Origin of the sequence: Sphingomonas sp. LC-1, from assembly GCF_025371035.1 — a bacterium.
Classification (GTDB): domain Bacteria; phylum Pseudomonadota; class Alphaproteobacteria; order Sphingomonadales; family Sphingomonadaceae; genus Sphingomonas; species Sphingomonas sanguinis_E.
This window is the reverse complement of record NZ_JANZXB010000005.1, coordinates 85,225-106,278: the sequence shown is the minus strand read 5'-3', so window position 1 is coordinate 106,278 and position 21,054 is coordinate 85,225. Positions and strand designations below refer to the sequence as shown.

The 21,054-nt window shown below is 63.3% G+C and carries 15 protein-coding genes; 13 read left to right on the top strand and 2 right to left on the bottom strand.

Translation table 11 applies throughout. The features are described 5' to 3' along the window. The first annotated feature begins 90 nt into the window (after positions 1 to 90). The 6 genes from NZL82_RS09130 (at position 91) to NZL82_RS09110 (ending at position 8,210) form a co-directional block, all read left to right on the top strand. Positions 91 to 897: a hypothetical protein gene (locus NZL82_RS09130; protein ID WP_261269447.1), complete on the top strand. Its 807-nt coding sequence runs from the start codon at positions 91 to 93 to the stop codon at positions 895 to 897. Between the two features lie 143 nt (positions 898 to 1,040). Continuing rightward, positions 1,041 to 1,487: a YaiI/YqxD family protein gene (locus NZL82_RS09125; protein WP_405051361.1), complete on the top strand. Its 447-nt coding sequence runs from the start codon at positions 1,041 to 1,043 to the stop codon at positions 1,485 to 1,487. A gap of 86 nt (positions 1,488 to 1,573) precedes the next feature. After that, the gene (locus tag NZL82_RS09120) at positions 1,574 to 2,116 is read left to right on the top strand and encodes an FKBP-type peptidyl-prolyl cis-trans isomerase (protein ID WP_261269445.1); all 543 of its coding nucleotides are present in this window, start codon (positions 1,574 to 1,576) and stop codon (positions 2,114 to 2,116) included. Positions 2,117 to 2,346: 230 nt separating this feature from the next. Beyond that, positions 2,347 to 5,349, top strand: coding sequence for a TonB-dependent siderophore receptor (locus tag NZL82_RS09115; RefSeq protein ID WP_261269444.1), 3,003 nt, complete (start codon positions 2,347 to 2,349; stop codon positions 5,347 to 5,349). A gap of 434 nt (positions 5,350 to 5,783) precedes the next feature. Further along, positions 5,784 to 5,975, top strand: a complete 192-nt coding sequence (locus NZL82_RS19780) for a hypothetical protein (protein ID WP_314732880.1) — start codon at positions 5,784 to 5,786, stop codon at positions 5,973 to 5,975. 42 nt (positions 5,976 to 6,017) lie between these two features. Continuing rightward, positions 6,018 to 8,210 (top strand): FtsX-like permease family protein, encoded by a 2,193-nt coding sequence (locus NZL82_RS09110; protein ID WP_314732879.1) that lies wholly within the window; start codon positions 6,018 to 6,020, stop codon positions 8,208 to 8,210. A gap of 221 nt (positions 8,211 to 8,431) precedes the next feature. Here the strand turns inward: NZL82_RS09110 and NZL82_RS09105 are convergent, their stop codons facing one another. Beyond that, complete coding sequence (locus NZL82_RS09105; RefSeq protein WP_261269443.1) at positions 8,432 to 9,472, bottom strand: sigma-54-dependent Fis family transcriptional regulator; 1,041 nt, start codon at positions 9,470 to 9,472, stop codon at positions 8,432 to 8,434. A 182-nt stretch (positions 9,473 to 9,654) separates the two neighbouring features. On the opposite strand from NZL82_RS09105, the gene adh reads away from it, so the two are divergent. From adh to NZL82_RS09080, 5 genes are all read left to right on the top strand, one after another. Then, entirely contained in the window at positions 9,655 to 11,166 is a 1,512-nt protein-coding gene (adh, locus tag NZL82_RS09100; RefSeq protein WP_261269442.1) for an aldehyde dehydrogenase, read from the top strand. Between the two features lie 69 nt (positions 11,167 to 11,235). Beyond that, positions 11,236 to 12,270 carry a zinc-dependent alcohol dehydrogenase gene (locus NZL82_RS09095; RefSeq protein WP_261269441.1) on the top strand — a complete coding sequence of 345 codons (1,035 nt, stop codon included), beginning with the start codon at positions 11,236 to 11,238 and terminating at the stop codon, positions 12,268 to 12,270. 47 nt (positions 12,271 to 12,317) lie between these two features. Further along, positions 12,318 to 13,832 carry an acetyl-CoA hydrolase/transferase family protein gene (locus NZL82_RS09090; RefSeq protein WP_261269440.1) on the top strand — a complete coding sequence of 505 codons (1,515 nt, stop codon included), beginning with the start codon at positions 12,318 to 12,320 and terminating at the stop codon, positions 13,830 to 13,832. A 33-nt stretch (positions 13,833 to 13,865) separates the two neighbouring features. Beyond that, positions 13,866 to 14,405 (top strand): GNAT family N-acetyltransferase, encoded by a 540-nt coding sequence (locus NZL82_RS09085; RefSeq protein WP_261269439.1) that lies wholly within the window; start codon positions 13,866 to 13,868, stop codon positions 14,403 to 14,405. 52 nt (positions 14,406 to 14,457) lie between these two features. Further along, positions 14,458 to 15,372: an ATP-grasp fold amidoligase family protein gene (locus NZL82_RS09080; protein WP_261269438.1), complete on the top strand. Its 915-nt coding sequence runs from the start codon at positions 14,458 to 14,460 to the stop codon at positions 15,370 to 15,372. Positions 15,373 to 15,440: 68 nt separating this feature from the next. Here the strand turns inward: NZL82_RS09080 and glf are convergent, their stop codons facing one another. Further along, positions 15,441 to 17,801, bottom strand: coding sequence for a UDP-galactopyranose mutase (gene glf / locus NZL82_RS09075; RefSeq protein WP_261269437.1), 2,361 nt, complete (start codon positions 17,799 to 17,801; stop codon positions 15,441 to 15,443). Positions 17,802 to 17,940: 139 nt separating this feature from the next. Between glf and NZL82_RS09070 the strand changes: the two genes are divergently transcribed. Both NZL82_RS09070 and NZL82_RS09065 read left to right on the top strand, forming a co-directional pair. Continuing rightward, positions 17,941 to 19,815 carry a family 1 glycosylhydrolase gene (locus tag NZL82_RS09070; RefSeq protein WP_261269436.1) on the top strand — a complete coding sequence of 625 codons (1,875 nt, stop codon included), beginning with the start codon at positions 17,941 to 17,943 and terminating at the stop codon, positions 19,813 to 19,815. 251 nt (positions 19,816 to 20,066) lie between these two features. After that, positions 20,067 to 21,047 (top strand): sensor histidine kinase, encoded by a 981-nt coding sequence (locus NZL82_RS09065; protein WP_261269435.1) that lies wholly within the window; start codon positions 20,067 to 20,069, stop codon positions 21,045 to 21,047. Positions 21,048 to 21,054: the final 7 nt, after the last annotated feature.

Here is a 21,054-nt window from a genome sequence, read left to right as displayed (position 1 = left end):
TATTCCTGTTTTACATGTCGTCGATCAGGCTGGACAGAGTGGCATCGACTTGACACGATCCTCGGCAAGCATGCTGAGGGGGGAAGCAACATGGCCAGCCAGGCGATCACGCAAACGCGTCATGGACTATCGGTTGGCGCGGTATTCGGACGCAGTATCAATGTGATCAAGGCCAATCCCGTGGCTACGCTGGGCGTGACCTTCGTCCTCGTCGCCTTGCCGCAATTCGGAACCCAGGCACTCCTTGGGAGGGCATCTTTTGCGCGCGAGCTTCAGGATGGGGCTTATCTATTGTTCGGGACCTATGGTCTCGTCGTTGGCTTGCTATGGCTCGTCGCCAGCGGCGCGCTGGTTCATGCAGCGGTCGCGCATGACCAAGGCCGACCCGCGACACTTGGCGAAGTGCTGACCTTGGGCGCTCGTCGCGCATTGCCCTTGTTCGCGGTCAATACCCTGTTCTTCTTCGGCATATGGCTGGGCGCGCTCTTTCTGCTGGTCCCCGGCATCATCTTGGCCGTGATGTGGTCGGTCAGCCTGCCGGCCGTCGTCGCGGAACGAACGGGGGTATTCGGCGCTTTTGGTCGGAGTCGAAGCCTGACCCAGGGTGCACGTTGGCCGATATTCGGCATCGGCCTGCTGGCATGTGCCATCTATCTGGTTGTTTCGGTGGTGATCGGTGCCGCGACCGTGGCGGGTTACGGCAGCTTTGGGGCGCTGACCGGCGGAGGCGCGGTACGGGTTGCCACGACGCCCTCGCTCATGGTCGAGCTGCTGCAATCGATCGTGACGACCGTCATGCTGACATGGTTCACGCTGGTCGGCGCCTCGCTGTTCATCGAATTGCGTCATTGGAAAGACGGCCCCGACGTCGATCGGCTCACCGAGATTTTTGCCTGACGGTGCTTTCCATCGGCTGCATCGCCCATTGCGGCTGATGGCAGGCGGTAGCGGCAGCACTGAACGTCCTCGACTGTTTCAGCGCGGAGTTGCCACCGTGCCGCCATTCATGCGACGGCGCCCCCGTGACGGAAAGAGCGCATATCTTGGTCGATGCGGACGCCTGCCCGGTAAAGGACGAGGTTTATCGCGTCGCTTACCGGCTGGCGGTGCCGGTGACGGTGGTCAGCAACGCGCACCTGCGCATTCCGGACCATCCGCTGATCGCGCGCGTGGTCGTCGGCGACGGTTTCGATGCCGCGGACGACTGGATCGCCGACCACGCGGATGGCGGGACGGTGGTGGTGACGGCTGACATCCTGTTGGCCGATCGATGCCTCAAGGCAGGCGCAGCGGTGATCGCGCCGAACGGCAAGCCGTTCACGACCAGCTCGATCGGCAATGCCGTTGCGGTACGGGCGATCATGAACGACCTGCGGGCCGGAGGTGATCGGATCGGCGGGCCACCGCCATTCGCAAAGGAGGATCGATCCCGCTTCCTGTCGGCATTGGATGCTGCTTTGATGAAAATCATTCGAAACCACCAATGACCGCCCCTTGATCTGTTCGGCGGGGGCCGATTACGGCGGGGATCATGAGATCATACCCCCGCGCCCTGAGCCGCCTTGTCCTTTCCATGTCCGTGCCTTTGCTCGCACTTTGCCCGGCCCATGCTACGACACGGTCGGATAACGGGCCGCGTTCCGCAGCCCTCAAGCCGGTCGCGCCGAATGACACGATCATTCCGCTGCCGTTGACGCCAATCGTTCCCGCCGGACAAAGGCTGTGCGCATCGCGGACCCCTTCCGGCCTGGGCTATTCCATCTTGCGGCCAGCGAACGGCCCCAAGCCCTCGGCAGACGACACGGTGCTCGTCAATTATATCGGCTATCTTAGCGCGACGGGAACAGTCTTCGACCAATCCATGCAGTCCCCCATGCCGGTCGGCGGCGTCATCCCCGGCTTTTCGGAAGGGTTGCAGCTGATAGGTCGCGGCGGCGTGGTACGCCTCTGCGTTCCCTCTGCACTGGGTTATGGCGCACAGGCCTCTGGACCCATTCCAGCCAACTCCGACCTGATCTTCCAAATCGAAATGTTGGATTTCAAGACCGCCGCCGAGATTGCCGAAATGCGGCGGGCCGGAATGCCACAATCGACTACACCGCCAACCCAGCCATGAGATCCGCAAAGGGTGTCGGCGCGTTGATCGGCGATCAAATGCCTTTAACTCATCTAAAAGCCTCAAATCGGACCTAATGTAGGTTATTTTCGAGTGACATAGCCGTAATAAAGCGTTACCGAAAAGACACTCTGCATCACCATTTTAACCCACCTGTCGATGACGCGGTTGTCATCGCGGCTCCATGCGCGTTTTGGTCAAACATAAACCAAAACCCACAGGGAGTTCTTATGAAGCGGATGGCATTCGCCCATGGCGCGGCCGCATTGGCTATTGCGGTTTCCGGCCTTTCCGGTGCGGCTCAGGCGCAGGAAACGGCGCCTGCAACGACGCAGGGCGACAGCAACCTGCCGGGCCAGGACGCACAGCCTGGCGCGGTAGAGGACAGCAGCAATGCGGGGCAGACCGGCGATGTCGTCGTCACCGGCTCGCGTATTCGCCGCCAGGATTTCTCGACGCCCAGTCCGATCGTGACGCTCGACGCCAAAACGTTCGAGGCCCAGGGCACGACGAACGCCACGGACTTCCTCCGCGCTTACCCTGCGCTGGTGGGCTCGGCCGGTTCGTCCAACAACTCGGGTGATCGTGCGGGCATCGGTGAAACCGGCCTGAACACACTCGACTTGCGCAATTTGGGGCGTCAGCGCACCCTGACCCTGGTCGATGGACGTCGGCACGTCTCGGGCATTCCCGGCGAACAGTCGGTCGACATCAACACGATTCCGACCGACCTGATCGAGGGCGTCGACATCCTGACCGGTGGCGCCTCGGCGATCTACGGCGCAGACGGTGTCTCGGGCGTGGTCAATTTCCGTCTGAAGCAGAATTTCCAGGGGCTGACCGTTCGCGGTCAGGCCGGGATTTCCGATCGGGGCGATGCGGGACAGCGTCTGATCGCAGTCACGGCCGGGCGGAATTTTTCGGACGGTCGCGGCAATGTCGCGCTCGCTTATCAATATTCTATGGACGACCGCTTGCAGGCCAAGCAGCGTACCCAGTTCGGTCAGTCTAATTTCCCCGTCTTCGTCCGGAACACCAATGGCACGGTGCCCGCGCGCGTGCCGATCACCGATGCCCGCTATTATGGCAGTTCGCCTGACGGCGCCGTTGACGTGGACGGCGACGGCGTGCCCGATTTCACCGGCACCGGTGCGGTCTATGACAATGGCGTCGCCTATCCCGGCGGCTATTCGGTCGGCGGATCGAGCACGCCGGTCGCGCGCTATCTGAACGATTTGCAGCCGCGGATCGAACGGCATCTCGCCAATTTCCTGGGCCATTACGACATCAGCGACACCGTCACCCTGTTCGGTGAGGCGAAGTATGCGACCACCAAGTCCTTCTCGCTGGCACAACCGACTTTCGACTATAACATCCTGATCGAGGGCGATAACCCCTACCTCCCCGCCAATATCCGGTCGGCAATCGACCCGTCCATCGGCGGGGTGCTGGTCAGCCGCGACAATTTCGATCTGGGCATGAACGGCAATGGCCAGCGCGGCGAGAACATCAAGCGCGACACCTATCGCACGGTGATCGGCCTGCGCGGCGATCTGGAAGACAAGACGCATTACGAAGTGTCTTATGTCTTCGGGCGTACCGATGTGCGTAGCCAATACACGAACGACATCTATTCGGACCGCTTCTTCGCGGCGCTCGACGCTGTGCGTGATCCTGCCACCGGACAGATCACCTGCCGCGCCAACCTGGATCCGAACTGGACGCCGAACCAGCCCTATTCGAGCGGGCGCACCGTTTTGCCGCGGACGACGTTCCAGCCGGGTCAGTGCCGTCCGATCAACATTCTGGGCGAAGGATTGTCCGATCCGTCGGGCATCGCCTTCATCCTGGCGCCGACCACGGACCGTTCGCGCATCGAGCAGCATGTCGTTTCGGCCTCGGTCAGCGGCGATTTCGAAAAGTTCTTCACCTTGCCCGGCGGCCCGCTGGCCTATGCTTTCGGCGCCGAATACCGCAAGGAGATCAGCAGCTTCACGCCCGATCCCATCGAGCAGCAGGGCCTGACCTTCACCAATGCACTCAGCGTGACGCGCGGATCGTTCGACGTCAAGGAAGTCTTTGCCGAACTGAACGCCCCGATCGCCAAGAACATGCGCTTCGCGCATGACCTGGAACTGGGCGCAGCCATCCGCGTGTCGGATTACTCGACGATCGGCCGCGCCACGACGTGGAAGGTCGACGGCATGTATGCGCCGATCCGCGACATCACGTTCCGCGGGACCTACTCGGTCGCCATCCGCGCGCCCAATATCAGCGAGCTGTTCGGCGGCCGGTCGCAAACCTTCGCCTTCTTCACCGAGGATCCCTGCATCCCGGCCAATACCGGCAACGGCACCCAGTATCGCGCCGCAAATTGCCGCACGCTGCTGCAGGGCCTGGGCGCGGACCCGGCGACCTATAATGATAATCGGTCGTTCAACATTTCCGGCACGGCGGGCGGCAACCCGTTGCTTCGCGAGGAAGAGGCCAATACCTGGACGGCAGGCGTCGTTCTGTCGCCGCGCTTCCTGCCAGGCCTGACTCTGTCGGCCGACTGGTATGACATCCGCCTGAAGAACGCGATCAATACGGTCACGCCGATCCAGCTGGCCCAGCTCTGCGTCGACTCCCCGACGCTGAACAACCAGTTCTGCGGCGCGATCACGCGCCAAAATGGTCCCGGCAGCGGTGTTGCGCAGGCGGGCAATGTCACCGGCTTCAGCGTCGCGCCCCAGAACGTCGCGTCGTTCCAGACGGCGGGCCTGGACTTCAACCTGAACTGGCGTCTGCCGACTGCCAATCTGGGTCTGTTCAACCTGCAGGTGAATGGCAACTATCTCGACAAGCTGTTGTTCATTGGCGTGCCGGGCGCCCCTGTGACCGATTATCGCGGAACGATCTTCTCGGTCGCGCCGAAATATCAGGTAACGTCGAATCTTTCCTGGACCAAGGGTGCAGTGACCCTCAACTATGGGCTACAGTGGTTCGACAAGACCCTGCGCTACACCCGCGAAACCTCGGGAAGCAACCCCGACTTCGTGGCGGCGGAGTATTACTACATCAAGCCGCGCTGGCAGCATAACATCTATGCCAGCGTCGATGCGACCGATCGGTTCCAATTCTATGGCGGTGTCAGCAATCTGTTCGATCAGTTGCCCGACTATGGTCAGACCATCCAACCGACGACGGCCGTGGGCCGCTTCATGTTCGTCGGGGCGCGGGTGAAGATGTAACAATGCCTGTCGATCGGGCCCTGTCGTCGACGATGGGGTCCGATCGATCCATCGATTGAGCCATGAACGCGAAAGGCGTTCGCCCACGAAGCTCAATGCGTATTTGACTGGGGCAACGATCCGTATCCGGCCCGCCATTTGTGAACCTCGGGCGCAATAACCGCCGACGACGAGCACATCCCAGCATCCAATCATAACCCGTGTATCCGGGGTCGATTCCCGCAGACATCGGCTTATCGACTTGACGCCATCAAAAATCGTCCGGTTTTGAACGGAGTGTCCAAGGCCGTCACACCAGTCTCTGGTGACCCGCCAGAAAAACGCTCTCTCATAACATGTTAGCCTTTTTTCGAGTGGGCGGTGACATTTGTCGCAATGAGACAGAAGTCGCCCCCCTCGCGCATACCGCTGCGCGTCCCGTCAGGAGCCCGCGCATGAACAGCTTCGCCTTCACCGCCTTCTATCGGTCCCTGACACGCCACAAGCTCTTTGCTGCGCTCAACATCGGGGGGCTTGCCGTCGGGATCGCGGTGTTTTTCGTCCTCGCCCTCTATGTCCGCTTCGAGACCAGCTTCGAAAAGTGGCTGCCGCACCATGACGGGATATATCTCGTCCAGACCGACTAGAAACGCGCCGATGGTCCGTTCGCCGGAACCTATCCGTTTACCATGGGAGGGTTGCTCGACGAATTGCGGCAGGACTTTCCCGACCTGGTCGGCACCCGCATCATGGGCGGCGCTAATATGGACGGCAAGGACGGGGGCAGCATAGTCCGCAACGGCATCGCGACATTCGATGACATAGCGCAAGTCGATGCAAGCTTCCTGCAGGTGTTCGACCTGCCATGGGTCGCGGGCGACAAGGCAAGCGCGCTGGCAGACCCGACAAGCGTGATCATCAGCCAGTCCGCGGCGCGGAAATATTTCGGTTATGCCAATCCGATCGGCGAGACGATGACGCTGGCACTCGACAAGACCGCGCCGCACCGGGTCACGGGCGTGTTCAGGGATTTGCCCAAGACGACCGACTTCCGGTTCACCATTCTGGCTCGGCTGCCCACCAGCGACCTGGGCGATTGGTGGGATCATTGGGGCAGCACTTCCCTCAAGACCTATCTCCGCTTTCCTGACGAAGCCGCTGCCGAGGCATTCCAACAGAAAATACCCGGCTTCGTCGCCCGGCATGGCGCACGGGACTTGGGAGAAGACGTGGCGACGCGCATCGGCCTGCCGCTCCTTGCCTTGACCAAGGCGCATCTCCAACCGGCCGGTCAGGAAAGCGCGAGCCGCAAGCTGACCATCGTCACGCTGGGATTGGTCGGCGTGCTGACCCTGCTGATTGCGGTCGTCAATTACGTGAACCTCGCAAGTGCTCGGGCCGGGCTTCGGGCCCGCGAAGTCGCCATGCGCAAGGTTCTGGGCGCCGACCGTGCCACGCTGGTCCGCCAGTTCCTGAGCGAAGCGGTGTTGGCCGTGGCAGTGGCGGCGCTGCTTGGGCTGATGCTGGCGGAGGTCGGACTGCCTTTGGTCAATGCGGCCGGCGGCCTGTCCCTGACGATGCCCTATGCTGTCGTTGTGCCGGTGCTGTTGCTGCTTTCGATCGGCGTCGGCATTCTTGCTGGCTCTTATCCGGCCGTATTGTTGTCCCGCTTTCCGGTCGCGGCGGTGCTTGCCTCTGCGCGTGCGCCGGGTGGTGGGCGAGCAGGGGCCAGGGTACGCGAAGCGCTGGTCGTGGCTCAGTTCGCATTGGTGATCGCTTTTCTGATCGGCACGGCCGTCCTCGTCGCGCAGACGCGCCATGTCCGTCAGGCCGATCTGGGGTTTCGGCGCGAAGGGCTGCTAGTGGCCCCATGGCTGGGTTATGTCGATTCGGCCAAGCATCTCGCTCTGATCGACGCCTTCCGGGCGGTGCCGGGCGTGTCGATGGTGACGACATCCGATACTGGTGTGGGCGATGTCGGGAATAACAATTCCGACAATCTCCTTCTGTCCGGTCGGCCGGGCCCCGGGCCAGCCGCTCGGGGCATCCGCATAGGGTCGGACTTCTTCCGCCTGTTCGGTGCGAAGGCCATTGCTGGTCGCCTTCTCGACGACGCCCATCGCCTGGACGATAGAAAGAATGCCGAAAAGGACGTGGCGGTCAACATCGTCATATCGCGCAAGGCGGTTTCGGCCCTCGGCTTTTATTCGCCGGAAGAGGCGATCGGCAAGACCATCGTCCAACCCCGGCCGATGACGATTGTCGGCGTGATCGACGATCTGCGCTTCTTCTCGCCGCACATACCCGCAACCCCGGTCTACTACACCTACACCCACGGCATCGTAAGTTATCCCGTGGCGACGATGCGCTTCACCGGCGATCCTCGGCGCATAAGGGACGCGGTGCGCGCCGCCTGGGTCAGGATTGCGCCCGAAGCGCCGTTTCGCGCGGATACGGGGGAGCAGTTGCTCCAGACTTTTTATGAAGAGGATGACCGGGCGACCCGGCTCTTCGGCATCGGCGCAGGGTTGGCGGTGCTGATCGGTTGCATCGGTCTTTGGGGCCTCGCCTCCTTCAACACGCAGCGCCGGGTCAAGGAGATCGGCATCAGGAAGACGCTGGGGGCGTCCACGTCAGACATCGTCAAACTGCTCGTCGGACAGTTCCTGCGCCCGGTTCTGATCGCGAATGCCATCGCATGGCCCTTGGCCTTCTTTGCGATGCGCACCTGGCTGGCCGGTTTTGACGACCGTATCGCCCTGTCCCCGCTCTATTTCGTGGGAGCTTCCGTGCTGGCGCTCGTCATCGCAGTGTTAACCGTCCTCGGTCAGGCGTGGCGCGCCAGCCGCGCGGCTCCCGCCTCGGCGCTGCGCCATGATTAGACTGTGTAGGGATACGTGCATGGCTATGGGTGACGATTGAAACGCAAGGCGGATGCGGAAGTGAGAGGGTCACAGGGCTGACGCTGATCGCCTACGTCGCTTGGCGCCCGGCGTCGGCCGACTGATACCCGGCGGGCGCAACCGCAAGGACTTTCCCGAAGGCGATTATTATCGAACCGTCGGGGGCGATCCGGCGGTCATCCCCCCTCCCGCGCGCGGGATCAGCGATGGCGAGCGAGATGGCGATGGATCGTGCTGCGATGAACTCCCAATTGCCGCGCCGCCGCCGAGACATTGCCGCCATGCGCCGCCAGCGCGGCTTCTATCGCCTCGGCGCGCTCATCGGCGAGCGGGCGCGCCGTCATCGTCAGCTCCGCCCCGCCACCCCGTGCTTCGCTGTCCCACCCCCCGATCAGCGTCGCTCCATTGGTCAGGCGCAGAGGTCCGCGCCCCGCCTGCCCGCGCACATCCACCAGATCGCTGAGCGGTGTCTCATCGAGCGCTTCCCAGCTTCTACCGACCAGCGACAATCCCCGGCGATTGGCGGCGACCAGCCGATCGTCGCGGAACACCAAAATCCCCTCGCGCGCCGTGCCCAGCATCGCTGCATCGTCGTGCATCCGAAGCACGCGGCAATCCGCAAAGCCGGAGCGGAACAGGCGGTGCTCGATCTGGTCGACCGCCAGCCGGATCAGCCCCAGCGCATGGCCATGGCCGCTGGCGGAAGGCCCCGAAATGTCGAGTGCGCCGACGATCGCGCCGCGCGGATCGAGGATTGGCGTTGCCGCACAGCTGAGCACCGCATGTTCGGCGAAGAAATGCTCCGCGCCGTGCACGGCGATCGGGCGACGCTCGGCTATGGCCGTACCGATCGCGTTGGTGCCGGTGCTCGCCTCGGTCCACGACACGCCGGGACGCAAGGCGACCTGGGCCGCTCGCGAAAGGAAGCCCGTATCGCCGATCGTATCCAGGATCATGCCATCCGCATCGGCCAGGATCACGACGCTACTGGTGTCGCGCGCCTCCCCTGCCAGCATCTCGAGTTCCGGGCGGCATAATCGGCGCAGCCGCTCGCGTCGCTGGCGCAGGGCATTGAGTTCGCCCTCGCTCAGCGGTCCGTCATCCTGCCGCCGCCCCTGCCGCAGGCCCATGTCCGTACAGCGCAGCCACGAGCGCAGGACCGGCTGGCGCACGCTTTCCAGGGGCAGAAGCCCCTCGTCGAAATAGGCTCGACGTCCTTGCTCTATCCCGGCGCCGTCCATCGCCGCATCCTCTCCATTGTCGCAAGTTGCGACACCGCCGCGTTTCGCGTCGCGCCGTGCGACACATGCTACGCTTCATGCGCCGAAAGTCCACCGCCATGCCGCCGCTTCGGCGCGGATCGGCTTGCCCCGAACGGCGTGCAGGCAGAGCTTGGTATTATAACAGACCAAGGAGAGGTTGCATGACGATCCAGGAAGCTATCAAGGCGCGCACCGCGCCGTTCAAGCAGCGCTACGCCAATTTCATCGGAGGGCGCTGGGTCGATCCAGTCGACGGGCGCTGGTTCGACAATCGATCGCCGATCGACGGTCAGCTCATCTGTCAGATCGCGCGCAGCCAGGCCGCCGACATCGAACTGGCGCTCGACGCCGCGCACAAGGCCAAGGACGGATGGGGCCGCACCAGTGTCGCCGAACGCGCATTGATCCTTCATCGCATCGCCGACCGTATGGAGGAAAATCTCGCTCTGCTCGCCACTGCGGAGACCTGGGACAATGGCAAGCCAATCCGCGAGACGACCGCCGCCGATCTCCCGCTCGCGATCGATCATTTTCGCTACTTCGCAGGCTGCATCCGCGCGCAGGAGGGCGGGATTTCGGAGATCGACCACGACACTGTCGCCTATCATTTCCACGAGCCGCTGGGCGTAGTGGGGCAGATCATCCCGTGGAACTTCCCGCTGCTGATGGCCTGCTGGAAACTCGCGCCGGCCTTGGCGGCGGGCAATTGCGTGGTGCTGAAACCCGCCGAGCAGACCCCCGCCTCGATCATGGTGCTGGCCGAGCTGATCGCCGACCTGCTTCCCGAAGGTGTGCTCAACATCGTCAACGGCTATGGCGTGGAGGCGGGCAAGCCGCTCGCGCAGAACCCGCGCATCGCCAAGATCGCCTTTACCGGCGAGACGACGACCGGGCAGCTCATCATGTCCTATGCTTCCGAAAACCTGATCCCGGTGACGCTGGAACTGGGCGGCAAGAGCCCCAACATCTTCTTTGCGGATGTCGCGGCGGCCGACGATGATTATCTCGACAAGGCGATTGAGGGCTTCGCCATGTTTGCGCTTAATCAGGGCGAGGTCTGCACCTGCCCCAGCCGCGCGCTGGTCCACGAATCCATCTATGACCGCTTCATGGAAAAGGCGGTCGCGCGGGTCGAGGCGATGATCCAGGGCGATCCGCTCGACCCCGCCACCATGGTCGGCGCACAGGCCTCGCAGGAGCAGATGGACAAGATCCTCGGCTATCTCGACATCGGCCGCGACGAGGGCGCCACGGTGCTGACCGGCGGGGAGCGAAACCGGCCGGCGGGGCTGGAAGGCTATTATGTCAGGCCGACCGTTCTCAGCGGCAACAATAGGATGCGGGTGTTCCAAGAGGAAATTTTCGGCCCCGTCGTGTCGGTCGCGACCTTCAAGGACGATGAAGAGGCGCTGCGCATCGCCAACGACACGCTCTATGGCTTGGGTGCGGGCGTGTGGACCCGCGACGGCACCCGCGCCTATCGCATGGGCCGCGCCATCCAGGCAGGGCGGGTGTGGACCAACTGCTACCACACCTATCCTGCTCATGCGGCGTTCGGTGGCTATAAGCGTTCCGGTATTGGGCGGGAGACGCATCGCATGATGCTCGACCATTATCAGCAGACCAAGAATCTGCTGGTCAGTTATTCGGCCAAGAAGCTCGGCTTCTTTTGATCCCCGTCAAAGCGGGGACGGTCGATCGTGCCCATCCCCGCTTCATCATCATCCGAGAGGAGAAAATCCATGGCCAAGACCATGAAGGCAGCCGTCGTCCGCCAATTCGGCGCTCCGCTGACCATTGACGAAGTTCCGGTACCCGAAGTCAGCGACGGCATGATCCAGGTCGCGATCCAGGCCTCGGGCGTCTGCCACACCGATTTGCACGCTGCCGAGGGCGACTGGCCGGTCAAGCCCAACCCGCCCTTCATTCCGGGGCATGAGGGCGTCGGCTATGTCTCTGCGGTCGGCAGGGGCGTGAAACACGTCAAGGAAGGCGACCGGGTCGGCGTGCCCTGGCTCTACACCGCCTGCGGCCACTGCGTGCATTGCCTGGGCGGATGGGAGACATTGTGCGAAAGCCAGCTCAACACCGGCTATTCGGTCAATGGAGGCTTTGCCGATTATGTCATCGCCGATCCGAATTTCGTCGGCCATCTGCCCGGCAATATCGGCTTCACCGAGATCGCACCCGTGCTGTGCGCCGGGGTGACAGTCTATAAGGGGCTGAAGATGACCGACACCAAGCCGGGCGACACGGTCGTCATCTCGGGCATCGGCGGTCTTGGCCATATGGCGGTGCAATATGCCGTTGCGATGGGCCTGAACGTCGCAGCGGTCGATGTCGACGACGCAAAGCTCGACCTCGCGCGGCGACTGGGCGCGAAGGTGACCGTCAATGCCCGCACCGAGCCGGACCCGGCCGCGGCGATCAAGCGCGAGACCGGCGGAGGGGCGCAGGGCGCGCTCGTCACCGCAGTTAGCGAACGCGCCTTCGCCCAGGCCGTCGGCATGATGGCGCGCGGCGGCACGGTGGCGCTCAACGGCTTGCCGCCGGGAGACTTCCCGCTGAACATCTTCGGGCTGGTGCTGAACGGCATCACGGTGCGTGGATCGATCGTCGGCACCCGGCTCGATCTACAGGAATCGCTCGATTTCGCGGCGGACGGCAAGGTGAGAGCGACCGTTTCCACCGCGCCGCTAACCCAGGTCAATCAGGTGTTCGACCGGATGCGGCAAGGACAGATTGAAGGCCGCGTCGTCCTCGACCTTGCAGCCTGACAGATGGCGGGCGGAGGCTTCGGCCCCGCCCGCATCATGGAGTGACAATGACCGATCGTATCGCTTGTGCCGCCCTGCGTTCCCGTATCACCGATGCCGATACCGCCGCCGCGCTGATCCGCCACGGCGAAACCCTGGCGACGAGCGGCTTTACCGGCTCCGGCTATCCCAAGGCCGTTCCGCAGGCGCTGGCACGGCGCATGGCGGAGGATCATGCGGCCGGGCGGCCCTTTCGCGTCAATCTGTGGACCGGGGCCTCGACCGGGCCCGAACTGGACGGAGCACTGGCGGCGGTCGACGGGATCGCCCAGCGTCTGCCGTATAGCGGCGATCCGGTCGCCCGCGAGAAGATCAATCGCGGTGAGATCGACTATCTCGACATGCACCTCAGCCAGGTCGCACCCATGGCATGGGAAGGGGTGCTGGGTCCGCTCGACACCGCGATTATCGAGGTGACGGGTATCCGCGCGGACGGATCGCTGATCCCTTCCTCGTCGGTCGGCAACAACAAGACCTGGGCGGACCGCGCCACGCGCGTGATCCTGGAGGTCAATCGCTGGCAGGATTCGGCGCTGGAGGGAATGCACGACATCTACTACGGCACTCGCCTGCCCCCCGATCGTGTGCCGATCCCGCTGGTTCGGCCGGATGACCGGATCGGCACCCCCTATCTTGCCTGCGACCCGGACAAGATCGTCGCCATCGTCGAAACCGATGCCCCCGACCGCAACCTGCCCTTCGCCGCGCCCGACGCCACGGCCCAAGCGATCGCGGGGCATATCATCGAGTTTCTGCGGCATGAGGTCGCGCGCGGACGGCTGCCCGCCGGCTTGCTTCCCATCCAGTCGGGCGTCGGCAATATCGCCAATGCGGTGCTGTCCGGGCTGATCGACACGCCGTTCGAGCCGATGACCGCCTATACCGAGGTGATCCAGGACGGCATGCTCGACCTGCTCGACGCAGGCAAGCTGCGCATGGCCTCCGCCACCGCCTTTTCGCTCAGCCCGCAGGCGGCGGCGCGGCTCAACGCCGACATGGCGAGCTACCGCGACCGCATGATCCTGCGCCCTCAGGAGATCAGCAACCATCCCGAACTGGTCCGGCGCCTGGGATGCATCGCGATGAACGGGCTGATCGAAGCCGACATCTATGGCAATGTCAATTCGACGCTGGTCATGGGCTCGCGCATCCAGAACGGCATCGGCGGATCGGGCGATTTCGCGCGCAACGCCTATGTCTCGATCTTCATGACGCCGTCCACCGCCAAGGGCGGCAAGATTTCCGCCATCGTGCCGCAGGCCTCGCATGTCGATCATATCATGCAGGACGTGCAGGTGATCGTGACCGAACAGGGCCTGGCCGATCTGCGCGGCCTCAGCCCGCGTCAGCGTGCCCGGATGGTGATCGAACGCTGCGCCCATCCCGACTACCGGCCTCTGCTGCAGGATTACGCCGCGCGGGCGGAAGGCGGCAGCTATGGCCTGCATGCCCCCTCGCTGCCTGGTGAGGCCCTGTCCTGGCATCGGCGCTTCATGGAGACGGGAACGATGCAGCCGTCTTGACGCGGGTCAATGTCATGCGCGCCGAACAGGCGCATGGTCGGGACCATTCAGGAGGACATCGTGATGATCGCCGACACCGAATTGCTGGTCACCCATAAGGACGTTCGGCTGCATGTCCGGCGTGCGCGCACAGAAGACAAGGCCCCGCTGGCCGGCTTCTTCGCGCGGGTCTCGCCCGAGGATCTGCGCTTCCGCTTCCTGACCAGCGTACGCGAGGTCAGTCACGAGCGGCTGTCCGGCATGATCCATGCCGATAATGCGACGACGGAGAGCCTCATCGCCTTTTCCGAGGATGGCTCGATCCTCGGCGCCGCGATGCTGGCCGGCGACAAGACGGGCAGCGTCGCCGAGGCGGCGATCGCGATCCGGCACGACATGAAGCAGATGGGCATCGGCTGGACGCTGCTCGACCTGCTCGTGGAACGAGCCCGACGCCGGGGATACCGCACGATCGAAGCCATCGAGGATCGCGAAAACAGGTCCGCCATTCTGATCGAACGGGAAATGGGCTTCGATCTCCATCCCGTGGAAGGCGACCCGACCCTGGTCCGTCTTAGCAGGACGCTCGGTTGACGGGGGTGCGCTGATGTCAGCGCATGCATCGCGGTCGAGCGGAGAAAGGCGCATGGACCTGACGCGCGCCGCCAACCATGAAGTCGCCGCCCCGCCCTTCGAACGCAAATTCGGGCGCGAACCCCTGCCCCCCGGCCATCCGGACGCGTTGATCAACGACGTGATCTACGACCGGATGATCGATCCGGACTGGTCCCGTCTGGCGCGGACCTTTGTCGACAAGCATACCGCCAAGGCGGAAGCGCGGCGCGTTTTCCCCGCGCTGCGGGTCCCTGAAACGCGGGCCGTGATACCGATCACGGCGGTGCGCTCCCCCGAACATCTGTTCGAAATGCTGCGCCCGTTCCTTGGGACCGATGCCATCGCCAAGCCGACCCATGCCAGCGGTGGGGTCACCTTTCTGCGCGATCTGACCGATCCGGCCGAACTGCGCCCGCTCTATGACTTGGCCTCGGTCGATTACGCACCGATCCTGCGCGAGATGCAATATTGGCAATTGCCGCGTCAGATCATCGTCGAGGCGATGATACCGACGACCGTCCCCGGACCGCCCGACGATTACAAATTCCACTGCATTCATGGCCGCCCCCACCTTTGCCAGATCGATCATGGGCGGTTTGGAGAGCCGTGGAGCCGCCTGTTCCGCGTGCCCGACTTCGAACCGATGGACGAGGATGACGGGCTCCGTTCCCCTAGCGGTTTTGTTCTGGCAGCTCGCGAACGGCTGGAGGCCATGACCGCTGCCGCACACGCATTGTCGGTGCCATTCGCGTTCGTCCGCGTCGATCTCTATGATGGGCGTGACGGGATCTATTTCGGCGAACTGACCTTCACCCCCGCCGCGTCGCTTGGCATCGCGCCCTCGTCCCAAGGAGTGCACCGGCCAACCGCGACGCATAAAATCTATAGCGATACCCTGATGCAGGCGCTCGGGGCAGGCAGGCCGACCATCAAATCGAACACCTGAGCAGCCCTAAATCACCGGCAGAGAGCGGGGCGATCACGGATATGCCCCACCCCCCGCTTCCCTCTCGTTCAGGCAGCGCTGCGTCCTCGCGCCAGTTCCGCAGCGGTCGTCATAGTGGTCTCGGCCAAGATAGGCTTCAGGCGGCGATAGGTTGCCAAGGCCTGTCCGACGACCTGGTCCATGTTATAGTAGCGATAGGTCGCCAGCCGACCGACGAAGCTGACATGCGGCTCCGCCAGGGCCAGTGCCTCGTAGCGTTTGTAAAGCGCCTGGTTTTCGTCGCGAGGGATTGGGTAATAGGGGTCGCCGGTCGCACTTGGATATTCATAGGTCAGGCTGGTCTGCGGCGCGACCTGTCCGGTCAGATGCTTATATTCGGTGATCCGGGTATAGGGCACCGCCTCGTCGGGGAAGTTGACCACGGCAACCGGCTGATGCTGTTCCTCGTCCAGCGTCCGATGCTCGAACCGAAGCGAACGATAGGGCAAATGGCCATAACGATAGCCGAAATATTCATCGATCGGCCCGGTAAAGACCAGATGATCGTGTGGATAGGCTTCCCGAACATCGGCATAATCGACACCCAGGAGCAGATCGATATTGGGGTGATCCAGCATCGCCTGGAACATCCGCGTAAATCCACGCACGGGCATCGCCTGATAGCGGTCGCTGAAATAGCGATCGTCGGTACCGCTGCGGGTCGGCACGCGCGCGGTCACCGACTTGTCGAGCTCCGACGGGTCCATGCCCCATTGCTTGCGGGTATAGCCGCGAAAGAAGGTCTCGTAGAGTTCGCGCCCTACCCTCGACACCACCACATCGGCGGAGGTGCGGATCGGATCGACCGGCTCGGCACGCGATGCCAGGAACGCCTCGACCTCCGCATCGCTGGACAGTTCCAGGCCATAGAGTGCGTTCAGCGTCGTGCGGTTGATCGGCATCGGCACCAGCTTGCCATCGACATCGGCCAGGACGCGATGTTCATAGGGCCGCCAATCGGTGAAGCGCGAGAGATAGTCGAATATCTCGCTCGAATTGGTGTGGAAGATATGCGGGCCGTAGCGGTGGACCAATATACCCGCCGCGTCGTGATGATCATAGGCATTGCCCGCGATATGCGATCGCCGGTCGACCACCAGCACCCGCTTCCCTCCGTCGGCGGCCAGCCGCTCCGCCATGACCGCCCCGGCAAAGCCCGCGCCCACCACCATCACGTCATATCGATCGCGCAGAGGGGGCCAGGTGACCGGCGACACGATGGGCTCGTGCCGGGTGCGCCCCGCCATCTCCGCCTCGATCAGGGCAGTCATCTCGAGCGCCGTGCTGCTCCACGATCCCCCGGAAAGTTGCGCATCCGCCTTGTCGCGCCAGCCATGCCCGGCGTCGCGTAGCGCCATCCCCGCCTCGCAGGCCGCGACGAAGGCGGCGGGCGTGTCGGCAATCGCCACGCCCGCCAATTCGCCATAATGACGCACCACATCAGTAATCGGCGTCGAGACGACCGGGCACCCGGCCGCAAGATATTCCGGCGTCTTGGTCGGGCTGATGAACCGCGTCGCCTCATTGATGGCGAAGGGCATCAGCGCGACATCCCAACCCGCCATATAGTCCGGCAGCGCCGCATAGGGACGCCCGCCCAGATAATGGATATTGGCGCGGCGCGGCAGATCGGCCTCGTCGATCTTCACCACGGGACCGATGACGACCAGCGACCATTCCGGATGCGCATCCGCCAGCGCCCCCAGCAGATCGAGGTCCATCCGCTCGTCTACCACGCCTGCAAAGCCCAACCTTGGCCGGGGCAGTTCCGTCTGGTCGGCGGGTTCGGCCACGCGGCCCCGTGCCCGGCCGAAATGCGCTGCGTCGATGCTGGAGGGAAAGGCGTGGACGTTCGAATGGCGCCGCCGCTTCGCCTCGTACAGGCTTGTCCCGCCCGTGAAGACCAGATCCGCCCGCTCGATCAGCCGTTGCTCGCGCTCCAGCAACTCAGGCGGCGCTCCCTTGAACGCCGAGAGTTCGTCCATGCAATCATAAACGATGCAAGCCGCCGGAACATGGTCCGAGAAGGGCAGCATCATCGGCGTGTAGTACCATCGAATGAGCGGACCCGTGACGCCTGCCATCTCGGCATCCAGCAAGGCCGTCAGCGCCTCGTCCTCGCATCCTCGCAAGGCCTCGTCGAGTAGCGGCGTCAGCACGACGACACCGCTGTCCGGACAGATATGACGGCGCAGTTCGGGAGGTCCCTGGCGGTACTCCGGCTCCTCCCAGAACAGGACGTCCTGCGTCATGGCGAAGCGCGTCATCAGATGCTGCGGCCTTTGAAAGACGAAGCCCCAGCGGAGATGGCTAAAGCAGATCAGCGTCGATCGCGGGCGGCGGTGATACAAGGCGGAGCTCTTGGCGGCGGTCGACGGCTGGGTGATCACGGAGGCTCCCTTTTCATCGCTGTTACAAAGAGGAAACAACCTGCCGCTTCGCCAAGTTCCTGCTAAGTTACTGTCTTACAATGCAAATCAATGTGTTGGTGGGAACGCCGTTCATCTCGGTCCGTTGGATTGACGGGAGATGCCGATGGATGGCCTGCAATTCTGGGGCGGCGTGGAATGCACCGTCAATCGCACTGCGGCGGGCTATAGCGATCAAATTCGCCTAAGCGGACATCACGGCCGACTTGCCGATCTCGACCTGTTCGCCTCGCTGGGGATGACGGCGATCCGCTATCCCGTTTTGTGGGAACGGGTGATGCCGGACGGACGCACGCCCGACTGGTCATGGACCGATGAGAGGCTTGGGCGATTGCGCGACCTTGGCATTCGGCCCATCGCAGGGCTGGTCCATCACGGCAGCGGTCCGCCGCATACGCATCTGCTGGACGATGGTTTTGCCACCGGGCTGGGCGACTATGCTGCAAAGGTCGTCGAGCGTTATCCATGGATAGAGAGCTGGACGCCGGTCAACGAACCCCTGACGACGGCGCGCTTTTCGGGCCTTTACGGCCATTGGTATCCGCACGCTCGGGATGAAGCGGCCTTCTGGCTCGCGCTGCTCAACCAGATCGATGGCACGCGGGCCGCCATGCGGGCGATCCGGCAGGTCAATCCGGCGGCCAAGCTGATCCAGACCGACGATCTGGGCCGTACCTATGCCACCGTTCTACTGGGCGAACAGGCGGCGTTCGACAATCTCCGTCGCTGGGCGGGATGGGATTTGCTGTTCGGGCGCATCACGCCGCATCATCCCCTGTGGACCCGGATCGCAAGCTTCGGCTTTGCCGAGCGGTTGCGTCGGATCGCGGACGATCCCTGCCCGCCCGACATCGTCGGCGTGAACCATTATCTGACCAGCGACCGCTTCCTCGATCACCGATTGCAACGTTATCCGACGCATACCCATGGCGGCAATGCCCGACGTGTCTATGCGGATGTGGAGGCCGTGCGCGTTCTCGATCCACCGCCGCCCGGGCTTGCCGGTGCTTTGCAGGAAGCATGGGACCGTTACGGAACCCCCTTGGCCGTGACCGAGGTGCACAATGGCTGCACCCGCGAGGAACAATTGCGCTGGGCGGCGGAGGCCTGGGACAAATGCTTGACCGTGCGAAACGACGGCGTCGATATCCGTGCGGTCACGGCATGGTCGCTTCTGGGTTCGCACGGATGGGATACATTGCTGACCAAACCCGGCCGCTATGAGCCAGGGGTGTTCGACGTGTCGGACGGGACTCCACGGCCGACCGCTCTCGCGCGATTGTGGAGCGGCTTGGCGGCCGGCGCGGCGCGACATCCGGTCGCGATGGCACCCGGCTGGTGGCGGAGGTCCGAGCGGCTAGTCTATCCCGCCCTGCCCCATCCGATCAAAGCGCCGCTTCCATCCGAACACCAGCATGACCGGCCGTTGCTCATATGGTGCCGTGATGCGAGCGCCGCCGATATATGGGCCGGGATTTGCGCAAGGCGGGGCATCAGCCACCGTGTCGTCGGAGCACTTTCAGCGGACGCGATGGGCCTCCCCGCCATTGCGGCACTGCCGGATCATCTTCGTCCATGGGGCTTAATCCATATCGGCGAAGCCCCCGACGACGAGGCAGAGACCGTCGCAAGCCTCTGTGAGGCAATGGACATAGCATCCCTCCGCCTGAGCAACGCCAGCCAAGTCGCGGATGACTTCGTCTCGATTGATCCGGTATCGCCCCAACGCCATTCGATCGCGACCGTCACGGACACTTCGGGGTTCGTAAACGCTTTGCTCGACCTGCTGATAGACGGCATATATGATGTGCCCCGATTTGAAGCAGGGGATCGCGCAGTTCTTCCTTATGACGGTAGTGCAACTACCATATACTCGCCCTGCGGTATCGCTCCTGCGAAAACCGTTGAGATACCATCCCGTCCTCCGATCAATCTTGCGGCCGCCGAGGGCGTATCGTGCTCACGCGGGGACTGATGAGCGCGATACCGCACAGCACCACCCCAGCGCCCGCTGAGCGATCGCGGCTCCAGGTAATCAAATTGTCCCGCAGCAGAATGAGCCGCGGCTGGTCTGCTTGCACGCTGGGCGACAAGCCCGTAAAAAAGTTCGATCACCGTACCCCGCAGCAAGGCTGATCGATATCAACGACGATCTGTCGGCCGAAGATTAACGATAATCGTACTTGTATCCACGAAAGCGTCGGTACGAATTGGGCTTGGGGGGATATGATCGAAGAAAATCTGCTGGTCAGGCTTCTTCCCCGGCAGCGCTATGGCGTTGCCCTGCGCTACGCCGCCAGCGCGCTGATCGTGTTGTTGACCGCGCTCCTACGCCATTCGCTGGAAGGAACGCTGCACAATTTTCCCGTCCTGCTCTTCTATCCCGCCGTGTTCCTGTGTGCACTTGTCTTCGATCGCGGGTCGGGCTTCTTCGCCACGATCCTCAGTGTACTGATCGCCGCCTATCTCTTCGTCGAGCCCCGCTTCTCGCTATGGATCGGCCGCGAGGATGCGATGGCGCTCGGCATTTTTATGCTGATCTGCTTCACCATGTCGGCGACGACGGAGGCGTTGCGCCAGACGATCGAACGCCTGGAAGAGAGCGAACGCGCAAAGGCACTGCTTTTGCAGGAAATGGCGCACCGTACCAAGAACGATCTCGCTATCATCAGTTCGGCGATCCAGTTGCAAAGCCGGGCATCGTCCCATGCCGAGGTTCGTGCCGCACTCGATGCCGCCAATGCGCGTGTCATGGTCGTCGCCCGCGCGCAGGAGCGGCTGCGCGGGGATAACGACGGTGGACGCGTCGACCTTGCGGACTATGTTCCGACCCTGTGCCAGGGATTGGGCGATCTGTTGCGCGATGTCCGGCCGATCGCGGTGCGGGTCGCGTGCGATCCGATCGAGGTTCCCAGCGATGTGGCGATCCATGTCGGCCTGATCGTCAACGAACTGGTCACCAACAGCCTGAAATACGCCTATCCGGGCGAGCGCGGTGGGGTCATCCAGGTCGTCGTCACGCGCGCTGCGTCAGGCATGGTCGTCACGGTCGCCGATGATGGGGTCGGATGCCCGCATGGCATCGAGCCGGGGTTGGGTTCCAAGCTCGTACGCCTCCTTGCCAAGCAATTGGGCGGCAATATGCAGATCGAACCGGTCGATAAAGGCTATTGCACCCGCGTCACGCTCGGCGAAGAAAGGGTTTAACAAGGCC